Origin of the sequence: Cellulosilyticum sp. I15G10I2 (genome assembly GCF_900095725.1) — a bacterium.
Lineage (GTDB): Bacteria > Bacillota > Clostridia > Lachnospirales > Cellulosilyticaceae > FMMP01.
In genome coordinates this window covers 1-16200 of record NZ_FMMP01000021.1, presented here as the reverse complement: position 1 = coordinate 16200, position 16200 = coordinate 1, and the positions used below count along the sequence as shown (strand labels likewise).

The window sequence follows — 16200 nt, the reverse complement described above, 5'->3', positions numbered from 1 at the left end:
ACTATTATAGCTCTTTATGCACTCTATCATTATAATCTACAATGAATGTTGGTGACTGTTTTTTGATTATGTAGCTACCCATATATTAATCCACCATAACAAGCTTAGGTTAATTATATTTTACAGAATATTATATAATCATTATACCTAAGTTTGCTATTAAAGAAAAGCTTCTATTTATAAGTAAACTTCTGCTTCTGGCAGATAATATGATTTGATTTCCTCTATTTCCCAATAAACATAAAATAGTTTTCTTTTTATAATGGCATGAATTAGATCGCCTTTTTTAAAGTACTTATAAGTGGGATATTCTAGAAGTAGCTTATAAATCTTTTCTTGACAAAGTTTTGTAAGAATAACCTGTCCGCCCTCTTTACATTCCTGTACTTTAAAAACAGCTTGTTCATAGGTTGTGACCATTTCTACAGAGTCATTCTTCTTTTTCTTGTTTTTATAGTAATTGAGATCTACTACAAGAGGATCGGTAGCCAAAATAGGATCCTTCGTGACTCTTTGCAGCATATTTCTCACTCTATACACCCTCATATATTCCTCCCCATATAAATCTAATATTGTAGGGGTACTTATATCTTTATCATTATCCTTATCTTTATCACTGCGCTTTATCAAATATTGGTAAATATCATGCACCGTGTAGACAATTTGATAGGCCTGTACTTCACTAAGGTATTTTTTATTTTTAGGAATCCAATAAAGTAAAAGCTTATCAACTTTAATATCTTGAATATCTAATAAACCTTCTGTTGAATGATTACTTTTTATATAATTTACAAATACCTCTATACCTGACTTTTGTATACTGTACACATAAGGATTATTTTTTACATGTTTAATATAGTCATTAATACTCTCTAATAGATCCATATAGACCTCCATATATATGATAGTTATCATCGGTATTTATATTCTATACAAAACCCTAATAATTTATACCTATATATGGTAATCCATGAAATCTTGAATATCTATTTTTTTACAAAAAAAAGGCCCTATATATATAGAGCATTAAGGGATTGATATGTTGTTGTATTTGTTAACATCAACGTGGATACAGTGTGTAAAACCAAATATTATCCACACCTATATCCACATTTATAATACCACAATTGTTAATAACCGTCAAGCTAAAAAATATTGTTTTTGTAATGCTTTTATGGATTAAAAGAAAATGTTATCCACAAATCCACAAGCTGCTAATTTTATTATCAACAGCACTTATCCCCAGATCTTTCTGCTTGCTATTTATACATTAAATTATACAACAGCTCCGACTATATAAAGCATTGCAACTCCTGGAATGCCTAATATCCCCGAACAGGTTAGACTTATTGCATTAATGCCTATAGCATATTGTGGCAATAGTCCATTTAGGAAATAGATAAGAATCCCTCCTACGATCATCCTAACAACTGCTTGTATAAATTTTTCTTTAAGCAGTACCCATAACAGAATGACAATACAAATGCCAATAGATATTAAAATTGCCGGATGTATTCCAAACATAATAATCCCCCCCATACCCATTACTTTAGCTATCTTTCCAGATAGCCTGTACTATTATATGGATATGCAGATACCTCTCTATAAATAACTCTTTTATTAATTCCTATTATAATAAATACGTTTTAATTTTTTAAGTAAGTAACTGTGCTTGATTTCATTTGCCTTATAGCAGTAGGTATAATAATCTACAAGTTCAGGTTCTATTACATCAGAAAAACAGCTTAAGGCCGCTGCCATTTCCTCCTGTACTTTATATACTTCTCTTGCAAGTAGCTTCTTCTCCCTCTCCAGCATTTCATTCTCTTTTTTCTTTTTCATCTATACCCCTCCTTTTGTAGGAGTATAGCCTAAACTTCCAGCCTTTTATACACCTTTGTTTAAGATTTTATTAGACTAAAAAAGAAGTATTCCATAGGTTAGGCTATGAAATACTTCTTTTTGATTATCTTTGTAAAAGCTGTAAAATTTGCTGTGGTCTTTGATTCGCTTGAGCCAGCATAGCCGTTGCAGCTTGTGATAAAATATTTTGCTGCGTATAGGTTGACATCTCAAGGGCCATATCCGCATCCTGTATACGTGATAAGGAGGCTGTGAGGTTTTCTTCACTCACCCCAAGATTACTTACAGTATGTTCTAGCCTGTTTTGATAAGCCCCAAGCTTAGCCCTTATTTTAGAAGCTGTTTCAATAGCCTTATCAATCTTAACTAATGACTTACCTGCAGCTTCGTTATCACTGATATCTAGAAAGGTGTTATTATTTGTATTAGGTATAGGTAAGATAACAGATGCCCCTGAATTAAGTGCCAATGGTGGTGTTGCTACTTGATTAAACGTAACATTAGCTGTTCCGGTCTTAAATACTACTTTCTCCCCCGCTGCAACTGGGAATCCATTTACTGTAGTTCCTGGTGGTGTTGCTGGGAGTTTTATCACAACTAAGCTATCTGCTGATGCTGGAACAGTTGTTACTGCTGGTGCTGTAGTTCCAATAACAAATACTTCCCCATTTACATCAATAGTCGTTCCATCTGGTAAATCTCCTAGTGTTATAGCCCCATTCTCTGTACTAATCCCATATATACTTGTTAACACATCATCTAAGTTCATATCTGCACCAGTGATTTTCATGGATTGATTTTCATTGGCACCTACCTGAAGCATAAACTTATCATGAGAGCCATCTAAAAGTTTCTTCTTATTAAATTCTGTACGTTGCTGTATGGCAATGATCTCTTCTTGAAGCTGCATCATTTCATCTTGAATCGTTTGTTTATCACGATCATCGTAAGTGCCATTTGCGCCTTGAACCGTTATTTCTCTCATTCTTTGAAGCATAGCGTGGATTTCATTGTACGCGCCTTCTGCTGTTTGGATCATCGAAATACCATCCATCGCATTTCGATTAGCTTGTTTCAGCCCTCTTATTTGTGTATCCATCTTCTGGCTGATAGCAAGGCCCGCTGCATCATCCGCTGCCGAGTTAATTCGAAGTCCTGATGATAGCCTTAACATTGTTTTACTGCCTTTATCATTCACTTTATTAAGTTGATTGAGCGTTCTAAGTGCTGGTATATTATGGTTAATTTTCATTTAACAGCCCTCTCCTATACTTTTTATTTAGGCTTTAAAGCCTCTATTTTTATCACCGATTACAAGTTCATTCAAGTCACTTTTTCCATAAGTAAGCCCTGCATAAATAGCTTCTGTATTTTTCATACTAGGTGCCGCTTGTTCTGTGCCACTATGCGCTATTTCTAAAAACCCTTGATAGAGCTTATCTATTATTTCATAAACATGTTCTAGGTTTTCATCTGTTACTTTATGCTGTACTAAAACCCCTTGAACATAAACATAGAGTCTAAATAGTTCTTGGGTTATAGGTATCTCAAAATCTAAATCTTCTGCTAATGTTTTTATAACATCAATTGCCTTATTGACATACTCTGCTCTTTTATCCTCTGTTTCATTAAGCGCTTCTTTGATATTGTACAAAAATATTTCATAGGTGATACACAGCAATTCTCCCTTAGAGGCATTAGCTATTGCGGATACTGTCGTCAATTTTTTCACCCCTATCTATTTTTTCAAAATAACAAACAAACTGCTCGACTATACTTAATATATCGTCTTGTTTTGTTTTTTCATTAGAATTCTTTTGATCATCCTTTGCCATACCTTATCCCCCTTATACTATTTCTTCAAAGTCACTGCTGCCTCTTTTTATGAGAGAAGGCTTATTATTTACTTGCTCATCATTTGTATAAGATGCGTATTCACTATACTTCACCAAATAACCGATCTGTCCTAATAATTGATCTAGGAATGAATTGTTTGCTTGTAGCTTTTTAGTAATTTCTTCTGTTTCGCCTTGAACTTTATAGCTTATGTCCTCTTCCTTGAAGTTAATATAAGCTGTTATTGTTCCTAGGTTTTTTGTATCATAAGTCATAACAGCTGTAGTAGATGCATCTGTGCCTAACTGTTTATTGGGCTTTTTATTAAAATATAAATGCACCATTTTTTCTTCACCTTGAATCATAAAAGGCATTTGATAAACGCCATCTTTTTGCGAGAGTTCTTTTTGAAGATGTATGACTTCTTCAATTTGTTTATAGGTTCTATACGCCAGGATATTTCCTTTTTCTAATGCAGCTTCTTTGCTTTTTGTGGCTTGTTCTTCCTGATGCTCTAGTTCCTCTTCAAAAGCTTCAAGAGACTTTGGCAGGTTTTCCTGGATAAGCTCCCCTTCTTTAAGAAGTTCCTTATAAGTATCTGGACTTTTAAATAGTCTGTCAGCCCAGTAAATATTGGAAACAGTTGGCGATATCCCTAGTCTAAGCATATAGCTTACTACTTGAGGATCCACTTTTTTAATAACCTCCAGCTTTTCTAAAAAACTTTTTGGCAAAGTCTCCATCCCTTCAAATTTACCAAGCTCTTTTTTAAACGTTTCTTTGATAAGTGGATAAAGTAGCGCATTTATTTTTTTAAGCTTTTCAATGTTTTTATCAGTAATAGGAAGTTCCATCTGTTCTAACATTTGAACAATATCAATACCTTTATGGATCTGCTCTTTACTTTCCTCTAAAATCATTTTTGCTGTTTGTGACATTACTTTAAGTTCTTTAATTTCTCCAAAACCATCGTCAATGGCTGCTTCAATAATACCGTCTTCTCCGATGTATTTAGCTGCTTCTTGTAACTTCTCTACAGTAAGTGGCAAGTTATTTTTAAATAAATAGCCCACTACCTCTTCTCTATTATTATTAACAGCCTGCATAATACGATAAAAGCCAATTAACGCATCTTTTTGCTCACTGCTTATTATCCCTTTTTCTTGCAGTGCTACTATCGTCTCTGCAATACTGCTTTTTAACTGCTCAACGGTCTCCTTTGAAATCCAGCTTAGCAGTGTATCTATAGAAGCTTGATAAGGATTTAGCCCTTCTTTGATAAGTGTTGCCGCCCTGGTTGGTGTCATTTCTTCAATAAACGTATTGACTTTGACCATGATATCAAGTGCTTGCTTAATATTTTCCGGGTTGACTTCCATATGATTCATAACCAAAGCTTTAGCAGCTTGTACCGTTTCTTCTGTTGGTATTATATTTTGAGTTTGCAGTAACTGCTCTATTTGATTTTCAACCGTTCGAATGCTTTCTCCAAATCTGCTTTCAACCGGTGTTTCATTTTGCGCATACTTGGTAAGTGCTTCATGTATTTCATTAAGCTTAATTTGCTCATTAGACACTATTTCAAGTTCTAAGGCTTCTGCTCTATTTTCAATGATTTCCTGTCTTACATGCATAACATTTTGGATAATTGTTATATTTTCTTCACTTAAAGGGATATCAGCTTCTTTTACTGCTTGAGTAATTGTTTCACTTTCCACCTTTTTTAGTTCTTGTACAATATCGCTGAGCTGAGAACTTTCAAGTGGCATTTTTTCACTTATTTTTTGAGCTGCTTGGGCTGTAAGATGTGTTCTAATATGATGGATTTGTTCTTTGATGTCATTAGCAGTTTTTCTTTGTCCTTCCGTAAAACTCAAAGCGCTGTTACGTTTTAAGGCTAAATCTGTATTTTTAAATAGTGTGATTCTTAGGTTGTTGATTGTAATTTCTTCATCATTTATAATAAGTTCTTCGATATCAGCGTCTTTCACTTGCCCTAATTCTTCTTTAATCGCTTTGATCTCTTCTGGATCATATATGACCTGACCATCTTTAATAAGTGGTCTTTCTCCGGGCTCTTTGCCACAGGCTATATCTTCTTGTGCCTTATCAAACTCCTCTTGTTTATCCAGACACTCTACAGCAGACTTCATATTTTGCAATTTAACCACATCATTTTTATTGATAGCCATGCCATATTCAGCAAGCTTACCGGCTGCCCACATATTGCCCTTAGTACTTGTTAATCCATTCATTTCAAGTATTTTTGTTATATCTTGTTCACTATAAGAAGTCTTGCTTTTTTGAAAGTTTCCTTTATAGTTGCTTTGATATAAGCTGTTAATAGTAATAGGATCCTTGGCATATAGTGAATAAAGATACATATTATCATTTTGTTTTTTTATAATATCTATTTTTTCTCCTAGCTGATTAACTTTAGAGCTATTATTGACGTCAGCTGGTATACCATGAGTGCCCTCTGTATTATACAAACTTGTATAATAACTCATATCAGCTGTATATAAGCGTTCTAAATCATAACCATACTTCTTCAGTTTATAGATATCATTTTCTTCTATATTAAATTTCTTTTTGAAATCATTTATAGTGTTTTCATCTATGTATTCTACATCCTCTTGTGAATACGTATATTCCTCAAGGCTCTTTAATATTTCCTGCAGATCAAACACTTCTGGAATCGCTTCATTTTTATATTTAGCAGTATTACTGCTGTTACTTACAGCCGTATAAGGTTCATAATTTACGCCATATATACTTTCTATCATTTTATCACCCCATCAACTCTCTTACTTTATTTATCGGCACCCTTCTAATAAATCTTTATCCTAAAAAAGCTTTATGCCCTCAAATCAGACATAAAGCTTTTTTTATTTTTGGCTATACTCTTATTTATCTTTCTGCGCTAACCATGCAGCAATATCCAATTGCGTATTTTTACCAGAAATATCTATGTAGTTCGGTATTGTTCCGAGCCTCCAGAAGGAGATCTTATTAATTCCAAACATTTTTGCAAGATCTATTTTGGCCTCTACACTTTGTTTATTTTCATACCATATAACATTCTTAATATTATTGTCATAATAAATAGCATAAGGATTTTGATAACTATCTGAGTAAATTATTTCTGTAGCCGGGTTTTGAAGTCTTGCAAATAACTTATCATAGGAAGGTGTATAAGGTTTTCTATTGATAATCTTATTATCCTTAACTTGCCACTGCGTACTTGCAAATGAGATCTGAAGCATGACCTTGCTGGGATCTATTCCTGATACGTTATCTGTAATCTCCTTTAATGCATTATAAATAGCATAAATGGGTGTAATAGGTGTTACTGTAAATCCTGATTGCATTTCTGCATCACTTAAAGTTTTAGCTGCATAATCATGAGCCATTAAAATAACTCTGTCTGCTATTTGTCCTATTGTTTTATAATCATAGCCCTTATAGTACGCCCTCGGCTGCACAGCTACATTGAGCTTCTTGTTATCTTTATCCAGTTCTCTTTTAAGTTCTTTCAAAAAAGTATTAAACCCTGTTTGAAGCGATGCATCATAAAAATCCTCAAAATCTATTGTTATACCATCGAAGTTAGTTACGCCACCCTTTTGTGCTATTTCATAAGATGCATTTAAGATTTCTCTAATAAGACTTGTTCTTTCTGTTGGATTATTAAAAATATAAGCCGCTAGTGTCATAGGCTTTCCTTCATTTACTAAATCAATCGGTCTATCATTAAAATATACCATGAAGTAAGTTTCGACTGCTTCCTGCTTCGCAATCCCTAAGGGTAATTCAAAACCTAGCGGTACACTAAAATCATTTTTATTCCCAGATGTTGTATTAATACTTATCTTTTTATGTATTTGATCATATTCAACCTGACCCCACCCAAAGCTAAGAGTATCTATATTTTTAATAAGTGCTATCTGATCACTTGACTTAATGGCATAAGTGCTATGTACTTCTTTAACATTCATATTCAATCTATCGCTCAGGCGTTTTATAATTGTTGCTATTTCATGACCAGTAAGTTTTTTATTGGGATTAAAATGGCTGTCATTGTCACCATTTATAAGTTTTAGATCTTTCATAATATGGATGGCTCCGACGTTTTCTTTGACATCTTTAAAAGTGCTTGAAGCCGTCTTTAGTCTGGCTGCAATGTCTTCATATCCCAATATATTGACAATCATAAGTGCCATTTCTTCTCTTGTAATATATTCATTTGGTCTTGTGCTAAACTCAGGCTTATGTATTGTCGTATTAAATGTCTCTTCTAAAAGCACTCTGCATGTCTGCCTTGTTACAGGCTGCTCCATGTTCTTAGAGATATTCCATTCATTAAGTCTATTGCTATTTACAGCTGTCGCTTGCAGCTGAATCCCCATTGCTAAACAGCTCATAAACATTATTATTTTTTTTACACGCATCTTTTCACTCTCCCCAATATCTATCTATTTTAAATTTTCTAATTTATTATCCCCTACCCCTAGTATAGCCTTAAACATTTTTTTGTCAATGAAACTATCCTTAAATACAAAGCAAAATAAAAAACAGAGCTAAGCTCTGCTTTTTATTTTGCTCTCATTGATTTGTTATAAACTGTTACTTCAAATTTACCATTTACATCAATAATTTTAATCTTAAGTCCCTTAGTAAGTCCTTCTAAGCTTTTGACTTGATTGATGTACTTTAAATTCCCTTTACTAATTAATTTTCTTACAAGCACTATGATATCTTTTTTCTCTGCACTATTTAGCTTATTTTTTAAACACCAAGCATTAATATACTTAAGTGTATGCAGTATCTGATCATCATTTATGCGACTTAGATCCATAAGTACCCATGTATATTCTTTGTATCTTTTATTCTTAGGGTATGCCTCTATAAAAAATTTTAAAAAGTGATTATCTGGCTGCTTGTTCCTTTTAGGAGCAAATTGCCCTAATTTAGCATTTAATTCCTTTTTAAGCTGCAAAATAGTATTTGGCTTAATGCTCGCTTTCATCGCATCTATATGTTCTTCTATAAAAATATATACAGCTTGCGTTTGCTCATTGTTTATTTTTTCTTTACTTAATAATTTAATACAGTCAATATATTCTAAGATATGTTTTTTGCTGTCTAACATTTGGTTATAAGACTTTTCCCAAATCTCTTTAGCCGCCATACCCTCAAAATCTTGTTTTATCTCATTTTTGATTTCTGCTTGTACTTTATTCATCATAGATTCTCTTCAGTCTGTTTAACAATTTTAAGATGCATTAAACCACTTTCTTCAAATTCTTCTTCGTATTTTTCTTCTAGGTTCATTTGCATCTCCTTGAGCTTTGACTTGGTCATATTTTGATCTACATCTCCCACATAATTAAGAGCGTCTCTTCTGGCAAGCCTCATAACAAGCTCTTCCCAAAACACCTGCGTATCATAAGCATCTATATATTCATCAACACCATTTTCTTCATAGGCAGCTGTAGGCATATATTCTCTAAACTCTTCATCATACGTTATGAGATCTTCAAGTTCAAATTCTTTTGCCTTTGCAAATATCTGCTGTTCCATGATCGAATAAGCCTGTATTCTTTCTTCTTGAGCCCTCATCCCATTGATAAGCACATTTCCTGCATAAACTAAGTCTAAAAGAATTTTAAATTCTTCCTTTGTACATTCTATATTCATTGCTTTCCTCCACGTATTATTCTTCAAGGCGTGACTTAATATAGTTTATAACTATTTGTTCTGCCTTGTCTAGGCCGACTTTACTTGTTTCAATGCAAAGATCATATTGGGTTGCATCTCTCCACTTTTCACCTGTGTGTAAATAATGATAATTTGCTCTTTCTGAATCATTTTTACCCACTGCTTTTCTTGCTTCTTTTTCTGTAAGTCCATGAAGTTCTTGTACCCGTTTAATACGCCATTCTTTATCTGCATATAAGAAAAGATTGATTGTTTTTTGATGTTTACTTAAAATAAATCCCGCACATCTGCCTACAATCACACAGTTATGTTCCTTTGCTACTCTTTGCATCATTGTTCCAAACTTATCATGCAGTCTGTCTTCTGCTATCATCGTATAACTAGGCGGTACATAGGGCCAGCTATATGAACAATTAGCAACAAAGCTCATCCAAAAAGATTCTTGATTTGCCATCTTTTCTGCACCTTGCAGTAATATTTCCCTATCTACATATTTAATATCCAATAGTTCTGCTATCTTTTGACCAAGGTAAGATCCACCACTGCCCAACTGTCTGCTTATGGTAATGACATAAGTTTGATTTTCTCTCATTACAACACCCCCTAATGCATATTCTGGCTATTTAAATAACCTTGTATATTTTTATTTTACTATGTTTTCAAGCTTTTATCACTATAATTCTCTTTATTATTTTAATTTATGGTATGTACTTGCTGCTCCTATTTTTACATCATCTACTATTATCTTTTGGTATTTTGTATTATAATCCCTTTAAAGGAATACCCCAGAAATTAAAAAGGAGCTCAAAATATGCAAAAACTTTATTACGAAGATGCTTATAAAAAGTTTTTTACCGCCGAGATCACTGCTGTTATAGAAAAAGAAAATACGTTTCACATCGAACTAGATCAAACTTATTTTTATCCTGAGGGCGGTGGACAGCCAAGTGATACAGGCTTTATAGAAGATTCCCCTATTTCTTTTGTTTATGAAAGTGATGGCCATATTTATCATGTTACTGATAAAAAACCCATAAAAATTCATAAAACTAAATGCACGCTAAACTGGGAAAGAAGATTTGATTATATGCAGCAGCATTTAGGACAACATATACTTTCGGCTTGCTTTCTTGAACTTTTTAACGCGCATACAGTCGGCTTTCATTTAGGCGAAGAGTCTATAACAATTGATATAGACTCTGTCTTAGGTGCTTCTATGATTCAAAAAGCTGAAATATTTGCAAACGATATTATCTTTGATAATATCCCGGTTGAAACACTGTATCCGTCTAAATCTGAACTCAAAAAACTGCCTCTAAAAAAACCACTTCCACAAACGCGTTCCCCTTTAAGACTTGTTAAAATCGGTGATTTAGACTTAAACCCTTGTTGTGGTACGCATCCTCGTTCTACCCTTGAAGTACAAGCCCTTAAAATTAACAAATGGGAAAAGTATAAAGGGGGTATGAGAGTATACTTTCTGTGCGGCAAAAGAGCTATTAACGACTATTTTGCAAAAAGTAGCTTTGTTTTATCCTTAAGCAGCTCCTTAAAATGCAGTGAAAAAGATGCACTTATAAAAATAGAAAAATTAACACAGGATTTTGATAAACTTTCCTCAGAAAATAGAAAACTCAAGTCTGAAGTAGCTGATTATGAGGTTCAAAATCTACTCCTTAACAGTGAGAAGATCCAACATGTTCAGATCGTTAAAGCACTCTATGATCATGTGGATCCTAAATATATAACACTTCTTGCCTCTAAACTTACTGATTCAAAAGATGTTATTGTTCTCTTTGGCATAAACAGCGGGGATATAGCTAATCTCATCTTTATGTGTTCAAAAGACCTTAAAAAAATGCATATGGGCAATCTTTTAAAAGACACTATGACGTTAATTGATGGGAAGGGCGGCGGAAGCTACTTTTCTGCCCAAGGCGGCGGCAAAGACACTGCCAACTTATCTTCTGCTATTGATTATGCTTTAATGAAAATTAAACAATCCTTAAGTAAGTAAAAGGGTAAAGGTCCTTAGATATGGACTTTTACCCTTTTGCTTTAGACTTTCAAATGGTGTACTAATATAGTGTATTATTTTCTAGGACATTTACAGCGGCGTTTAGGACGGCTTTTGCAAAAACATCTACAGCCAAATCTATTTGAGCAGAATCTTGCCTTCTTAAAGAGTTTTTGAGCATCTTGCAATGAATCAACAGCTTCTTCAAACTTATTTTTTACTATTGGCAAAAGATCAAAAGCATCTTTTAGATCATTTAAACCTAGTAACAAGTTTGTAAATGCCTTTGCTTTTAATAAATCACATTTTCTGCATACACATGGATAAGATTGTGGATAAGGTACATACGGTGGTTTGTAGCCACGGCCATAACCAAACTGGTCAGTATTCATTCCTCTTCCATAATAGACAGCATCTGCATCGTCCTCATCATCAAACGCATCAAAATCAGATTCATCATCTTCAGTTTCTAAAGTGAGAATTTCATCAATAAAGTCCCCATCTTCATCACTCTCTGCAAACTGAGTTACGTTTGAAACCATCGGAATCTGTGCAGCAATATTTTTTAAAACATCAAAGGCTACCTGTGCCTCTTTTATAAGCTTTTGTGTGTTTTGATTCATTACAAATTCATTCTGCTCATATTCATTTCTTGGCATTATATACATCCCTCTCTCTTGAAATATATTAGAACGCGATGTCCTGTTATAATATATTCAAAAATAGCTAAGCTGTTACTAAATTTTGTCGAATTATCTCTTTTTTCTCCTAGTGTTAAATTTTTGCTTTAATATAGATTTCACATCTTTAAATTTTAGTTATTCACAATAATATGTGATGTGAAATCATTCTGTGAAACAACATTATAGTGATGAATAACTCAAGTTTATATGTTGTTTCTCTATACTATTTTTTGTTCTATTTCTCATACATTAATGTATATACTTAATTGCTATTTTGAGTATAATAGACTATAAAGGGAGTGATTAAAATATGATTTTAAATGAAACAATACCTGTAAGCTTTTATGAAGAAATACGCCTTCTCATTAAAAAAGGTAAGCTTACTTTTGCAGAAGCTAAGCTTAATACGCTCACCACTAAAACGGACCAGTGGCATTATTTATACAGCTTACTACTTATTCATAAAACATGGTTTGACTCAGCAAGAGACCATCTCCAAATCGCATTATCTATGGCGCCTGATAATGCTGTTTATCAAGAGGCTCTCACTCAGCTTATGGGACGCTATCACCCTTACAGTAACGATTACTATAGAAGTCCTTATTCTCATCGTCGAAGAGGCTGCTGCTGCTGTTGTTGCGACGATTGCTGCTGTCATTTTAGTTGTTGTGATCTCATTTGCTTAGATAGTTGCTGTGAGTGTATGGGGGGAGATTTAATTGAATGTATTTAAAAAAGTCTCTTCAAAAAGGAGTGTTTTAATTGTTTGGATATATAACCCCGCTTAAAGACGAGCTTAAAATGCACGAATATACAACCTTTAAAAGCTATTATTGCGGTCTTTGTTTTCATCTTAAAAAGGAGTTTGGCAACCTCCCTCGGATGGTTCTTAATTATGACATGACTTTTTTGGCTATACTCTTAGACAGCTTAAATCCAACTGCTGTAAATACCCTCACTAAAAAGTGCCTGACAAGTCCATTTAAAAAAAAGCCAGTTGTTCTAGAAAATAAAGCCCTTTCCTATGCTGCCAATATAAATATTAGTCTAGTGTACTACAAATTATTAGATGATGTTCTAGATGATAAAAGTCTAAAGAGTAAAACATTAGCACTTGCACTTGCTCCTTATAAAAAGAAATTTTCTCCCTCTGTTTGTGAAATTAATCTTATTATAGAAGAGAACTTAAATCATCTTTACAAGCTGGAAAAAGAGAAAAACTTCTCTTCTATAGATGAAATTTGTGATCCATTTAGCTTAATCGTGGCACATATTTTTAAGATGTATCCTTGTACAGTTTCAGAAGATAGTAATGAGACGAGGGAGAATTTATTTAAGTTTGGTTATGCGCTCGGTAAATGGATTTATATGATCGATGCTTTAGACGATTTACAAAAAGATATAGCACATGGAAAATTTAATCCGCTTGACTTTCTCTATAATAAGGCGCATTTGACTTATTTAGAACTTCTCCCACAAATTAAAGATACTGTATCTTTTACCATTCTTAATTGTGGCTATAACTGCAAATATTATCTAGATCTTCTTCCGGTTAATAAAAACAAAGAACTTCTTGAAAATATTATTACCCTAGGCATGATGGATCAATATACAAAAGTTATACATGCCTGTAATTGCAAAGAAAAATAGGATTATAAGGGAGTGAATTAAACCTTGAAAACTGCCCACTTGACTTTAGGTGGTATCTTAAGCGCATTAAGTATTATTTGTTTATATTTAACATCTATTTTAACAACTAATACTTTAACACTATTAACACTTGCTTCCTTTATGGTTCCTATTGGTCTTATAAGGGGAAGCCTTAAAACAGCTTGTCTCATCTATATCAGTTCTTCTTGTCTTTCCTTCATCATAGTGCCATTAAACATTGCACTTCTATACAGTCTTTTTTTTGGTATCTATGGCATTGTTAAATACCTTATTGAAAGAAAAAGATCTCTTCCTCTCGAAATAGTATTGAAGCTTATCTTTTTCAATAGTATCTCTATCTTTTTGCTATTACTTATGCAAAATGTATTAGGCTATAAGCTTTTTAGTAACATTCAAACTTTTATAACTAACTATTTTGTTTTAAATGCCTCTGTTGTAAGTTACATAGTTCTATGGATTTTAGGACAATTAGGTTTTCTTGTTTTTGACTATGCATTAACCTTACTTATTGATTATTATTATAAGTATGCGCGCAGACTTTAAGCTTAAAGTATTTTTTTTACATGAAATAGTTTATAATAGATGAAAACACACAGGTGGTGCAAAGATGGACAGAGAAAATAGTTTTATCCCTATGTATTATCAACTCAAAAAAATTATTATAGATATGATAGAAAATGAAGCCATCAAGGCTGACGTTGCTATTCCTTCGGAACCTAAACTGATGCAGACTTATCATTTAAGCCGCACAACTGTTCGCAAGGCTATAGATGAACTAGTCAATGAAGGTTATTTATATAAAAGACAAGGTAAAGGAACTTTTGTAAAAGGCCGTGGCTTTGAACAAGGGCTTATCCGACTCTCTGGCTGCAGTGAGGATATCAAAAGATATGGCTTAACCCCAAAACCGCATGTACTAGACGCAGGTATCAGACAACCTTCTAAACGGGTTTGTAAGATGCTGGATATAACTGAAGATGAAAAAACATTTTATATGGAACGCGTTGTATATGGCGACGAGATTCCTATTAATAAAAATAAAAGCTATATTCCTTATCACCTTGTTCCAGGTATAGAAGCGATAGATTTCAATCAAGAATCCCTTTATAAAGTACTTGAAAAAGACTATCGTATTACTATTAATAAAGCTATACGTACAGTGGAAGCCATTCTAGCAAATGAAGAAGTTGCCCTTCAGTTACAAGTTGATGAAGGCGCTCCTGTTATGCTTTTTAAAGGACAAGTATTTGGTATGCTCCCAGATTCTAATGAAGTTGTTATAGAATATTTTGAAGCAATTTATCGCTCTGATCAATTTCAATTTTATATCGAGCAACACAGATAAAAACAATTTTTATTTATTTTCGTATAATAAGGATTGAAAAATGATGTAAAATGCATTATATTTAACTTGTAGGTACAACACGACGACACAACAACACGTTGTCTTAATTCTATTCTAAAAAGTGAGGTTTTAAATATGAAATTATTTATTGATACTGCTAATACTGAAGAAATTAAAAAAGCAAATGATCTTGGTGTTATTTGCGGTGTAACAACAAATCCTTCACTCATTGCAAGAGAAGGTCTTGTATTTGAAGAAGTTATTAAAGAAATTACTGACATTGTAGATGGACCTATCAGTGCAGAGGTTATCTCCCTTGAAGCTCCCAAAATGGTAGAAGAAGCACTGGAACTTGTAAAAATTCATAAAAATATTGTTATTAAACTTCCTATGACTCCAGAAGGACTAAAAGCTACTAAAATTTTAACTGCTAAAGGTATTAAAACCAATGTCACCTTAATCTTTTCAGCAGGTCAAGCGTTACTTGCCGCTCGTGCGGGTGCAACTTATGTAAGTCCGTTCCTCGGACGTGTAGATGATATCGGCGGAACGGGTATGGATCTTGTAAGTGATATTGCTCAAATATTTGAACTCCATGGCATTAATACTGAAATCATTGCAGCAAGCGTACGCAATCCACTTCATGTTATAGATGCAGCTAAAGCAGGCGCACATATCGCTACAGTTCCTTATGGTGTTATTATACAAATGACTAAACATCCGCTTACAGATGCTGGTATCGAGAGATTCTTGCAAGACTGGGCAGGATTCGAACAAAAATTAAGTAAATAATTTTAGAAATAAAATACATCTAAAAAATTTAAAAGTAGAAAGGAAATCTGTCATGAGTATTAAGCAAAAAACAATTAACACGATTCGTGTACTGGCAGCAGAAGCAGTACAAAAAGCCAATTCAGGTCATCCAGGTCTACCACTAGGTTCTGCACCTATGGCCTATACATTATGGGCAGACCATATGAAGCACAACCCTAAAAACCCAACATGGCAAAACAGAGACCGTTTTGTTCTTTCAGCAGGTCACGGTTCTGCACTTATTTATTCCC

Annotated in this window: 18 protein-coding genes and 1 pseudogene; 7 read left to right on the top strand and 12 right to left on the bottom strand. The window is 33.5% G+C overall.

Going from position 1 to position 16200, the window contains the following annotated elements; translation table 11 throughout:
• Positions 1-177 precede the first annotated feature (177 nt).
• The 11 genes from BN3326_RS18085 to BN3326_RS18040 form a co-directional block, all read right to left on the bottom strand.
• A complete protein-coding gene (locus BN3326_RS18085) occupies positions 178-885 on the bottom strand; it encodes a hypothetical protein (protein ID WP_070000661.1) in 708 nt (235 codons plus the stop codon).
• 390 nt (positions 886-1275) lie between these two features.
• Positions 1276-1524, bottom strand: coding sequence for a pro-sigmaK processing inhibitor BofA family protein (locus BN3326_RS18080; protein ID WP_070000660.1), 249 nt, complete (start codon positions 1522-1524; stop codon positions 1276-1278).
• Positions 1525-1620: 96 nt separating this feature from the next.
• Positions 1621-1842, bottom strand: coding sequence for a DUF2508 family protein (locus tag BN3326_RS18075; RefSeq protein WP_070000659.1), 222 nt, complete (start codon positions 1840-1842; stop codon positions 1621-1623).
• 124 nt (positions 1843-1966) lie between these two features.
• Positions 1967-3115, bottom strand: a complete 1149-nt coding sequence (locus BN3326_RS22595) for a flagellin N-terminal helical domain-containing protein (RefSeq protein WP_070000658.1) — start codon at positions 3113-3115, stop codon at positions 1967-1969.
• Between the two features lie 27 nt (positions 3116-3142).
• Positions 3143-3586, bottom strand: a complete 444-nt coding sequence (locus tag BN3326_RS18065; protein WP_070000657.1) for a flagellar protein FliS — start codon at positions 3584-3586, stop codon at positions 3143-3145.
• Complete coding sequence (locus BN3326_RS22085; RefSeq protein ID WP_171903861.1) at positions 3561-3698, bottom strand: hypothetical protein; 138 nt, start codon at positions 3696-3698, stop codon at positions 3561-3563. The genes BN3326_RS18065 and BN3326_RS22085 overlap by 26 nt, the downstream gene beginning before the upstream one ends.
• A gap of 12 nt (positions 3699-3710) precedes the next feature.
• Entirely contained in the window at positions 3711-6485 is a 2775-nt protein-coding gene (locus BN3326_RS18060) for a DUF6240 domain-containing protein (protein WP_070000656.1), read from the bottom strand.
• A 120-nt stretch (positions 6486-6605) separates the two neighbouring features.
• Positions 6606-8150, bottom strand: coding sequence for a glycosyl hydrolase family 18 protein (locus tag BN3326_RS18055; protein ID WP_070000655.1), 1545 nt, complete (start codon positions 8148-8150; stop codon positions 6606-6608).
• 143 nt (positions 8151-8293) lie between these two features.
• Positions 8294-8944, bottom strand: coding sequence for a hypothetical protein (locus BN3326_RS18050; protein WP_070000654.1), 651 nt, complete (start codon positions 8942-8944; stop codon positions 8294-8296).
• Positions 8944-9399 (bottom strand): hypothetical protein, encoded by a 456-nt coding sequence (locus tag BN3326_RS18045; protein WP_070000653.1) that lies wholly within the window; start codon positions 9397-9399, stop codon positions 8944-8946. The genes BN3326_RS18050 and BN3326_RS18045 overlap by 1 nt, the downstream gene beginning before the upstream one ends.
• 16 nt (positions 9400-9415) lie before the next feature.
• Entirely contained in the window at positions 9416-10012 is a 597-nt protein-coding gene (locus BN3326_RS18040) for a cytidylate kinase-like family protein (RefSeq protein WP_070000652.1), read from the bottom strand.
• A 219-nt stretch (positions 10013-10231) separates the two neighbouring features.
• On the opposite strand from BN3326_RS18040, the gene BN3326_RS18035 reads away from it, so the two are divergent.
• On the top strand, positions 10232-11437 hold the full coding sequence (locus BN3326_RS18035) for an alanyl-tRNA editing protein (RefSeq protein ID WP_070000651.1): 1206 nt from the start codon (positions 10232-10234) through the stop codon (positions 11435-11437).
• A 74-nt stretch (positions 11438-11511) separates the two neighbouring features.
• Here the strand turns inward: BN3326_RS18035 and BN3326_RS18030 are convergent, their stop codons facing one another.
• Complete coding sequence (locus BN3326_RS18030) at positions 11512-12096, bottom strand: hypothetical protein (RefSeq protein WP_070000650.1); 585 nt, start codon at positions 12094-12096, stop codon at positions 11512-11514.
• Positions 12097-12430: 334 nt separating this feature from the next.
• Here BN3326_RS18030 and BN3326_RS18025 point away from each other — a divergent pair, with 334 nt between their 5' ends.
• The 6 genes and pseudogenes from BN3326_RS18025 to BN3326_RS18000 form a co-directional block, all read left to right on the top strand.
• Positions 12431-12853, top strand: coding sequence for a molecular chaperone DnaJ (locus tag BN3326_RS18025; protein ID WP_070000649.1), 423 nt, complete (start codon positions 12431-12433; stop codon positions 12851-12853).
• Between the two features lie 29 nt (positions 12854-12882).
• On the top strand, positions 12883-13770 hold the full coding sequence (locus tag BN3326_RS18020) for a DUF5685 family protein (protein WP_070000648.1): 888 nt from the start codon (positions 12883-12885) through the stop codon (positions 13768-13770).
• Between the two features lie 24 nt (positions 13771-13794).
• A complete protein-coding gene (locus tag BN3326_RS18015) occupies positions 13795-14334 on the top strand; it encodes a hypothetical protein (RefSeq protein ID WP_070000647.1) in 540 nt (179 codons plus the stop codon).
• A 64-nt stretch (positions 14335-14398) separates the two neighbouring features.
• Positions 14399-15136: a GntR family transcriptional regulator gene (locus BN3326_RS18010; protein WP_070000646.1), complete on the top strand. Its 738-nt coding sequence runs from the start codon at positions 14399-14401 to the stop codon at positions 15134-15136.
• A 135-nt stretch (positions 15137-15271) separates the two neighbouring features.
• The gene (gene fsa, locus BN3326_RS18005) at positions 15272-15928 is read left to right on the top strand and encodes a fructose-6-phosphate aldolase (RefSeq protein ID WP_070000645.1); all 657 of its coding nucleotides are present in this window, start codon (positions 15272-15274) and stop codon (positions 15926-15928) included.
• 52 nt (positions 15929-15980) lie between these two features.
• Positions 15981-16200 (top strand): annotated as a pseudogene (locus BN3326_RS18000) (transketolase); the annotation flags it as partial.

Bases quoted from the DNA above. Each gene is read 5' to 3' on its own strand.
- BN3326_RS18080 (WP_070000660.1), bottom strand. From the start codon at position 1,524: ATGTTTGGAATACATCCGGCAATTTTAATATCTATTGGCATTTGTATT.
- BN3326_RS22595 (WP_070000658.1), bottom strand. From the start codon at position 3,115: ATGAAAATTAACCATAATATACCAGCACTTAGAACGCTCAATCAACTT.
- BN3326_RS18030 (WP_070000650.1), bottom strand. From the start codon at position 12,096: ATGCCAAGAAATGAATATGAGCAGAATGAATTTGTAATGAATCAAAAC.
- BN3326_RS18075 (WP_070000659.1), bottom strand. From the start codon at position 1,842: ATGAAAAAGAAAAAAGAGAATGAAATGCTGGAGAGGGAGAAGAAGCTA.
- BN3326_RS18045 (WP_070000653.1), bottom strand. From the start codon at position 9,399: ATGAATATAGAATGTACAAAGGAAGAATTTAAAATTCTTTTAGACTTA.
- BN3326_RS18010 (WP_070000646.1), top strand. From the start codon at position 14,399: ATGGACAGAGAAAATAGTTTTATCCCTATGTATTATCAACTCAAAAAA.
- BN3326_RS18085 (WP_070000661.1), bottom strand. From the start codon at position 885: ATGGATCTATTAGAGAGTATTAATGACTATATTAAACATGTAAAAAAT.
- BN3326_RS18050 (WP_070000654.1), bottom strand. From the start codon at position 8,944: ATGAATAAAGTACAAGCAGAAATCAAAAATGAGATAAAACAAGATTTT.
- BN3326_RS18060 (WP_070000656.1), bottom strand. From the start codon at position 6,485: ATGATAGAAAGTATATATGGCGTAAATTATGAACCTTATACGGCTGTA.
- BN3326_RS18035 (WP_070000651.1), top strand. From the start codon at position 10,232: ATGCAAAAACTTTATTACGAAGATGCTTATAAAAAGTTTTTTACCGCC.
- BN3326_RS18040 (WP_070000652.1), bottom strand. From the start codon at position 10,012: ATGAGAGAAAATCAAACTTATGTCATTACCATAAGCAGACAGTTGGGC.
- BN3326_RS18025 (WP_070000649.1), top strand. From the start codon at position 12,431: ATGATTTTAAATGAAACAATACCTGTAAGCTTTTATGAAGAAATACGC.
- BN3326_RS22085 (WP_171903861.1), bottom strand. From the start codon at position 3,698: ATGGCAAAGGATGATCAAAAGAATTCTAATGAAAAAACAAAACAAGAC.
- fsa (WP_070000645.1), top strand. From the start codon at position 15,272: ATGAAATTATTTATTGATACTGCTAATACTGAAGAAATTAAAAAAGCA.
- BN3326_RS18055 (WP_070000655.1), bottom strand. From the start codon at position 8,150: ATGCGTGTAAAAAAAATAATAATGTTTATGAGCTGTTTAGCAATGGGG.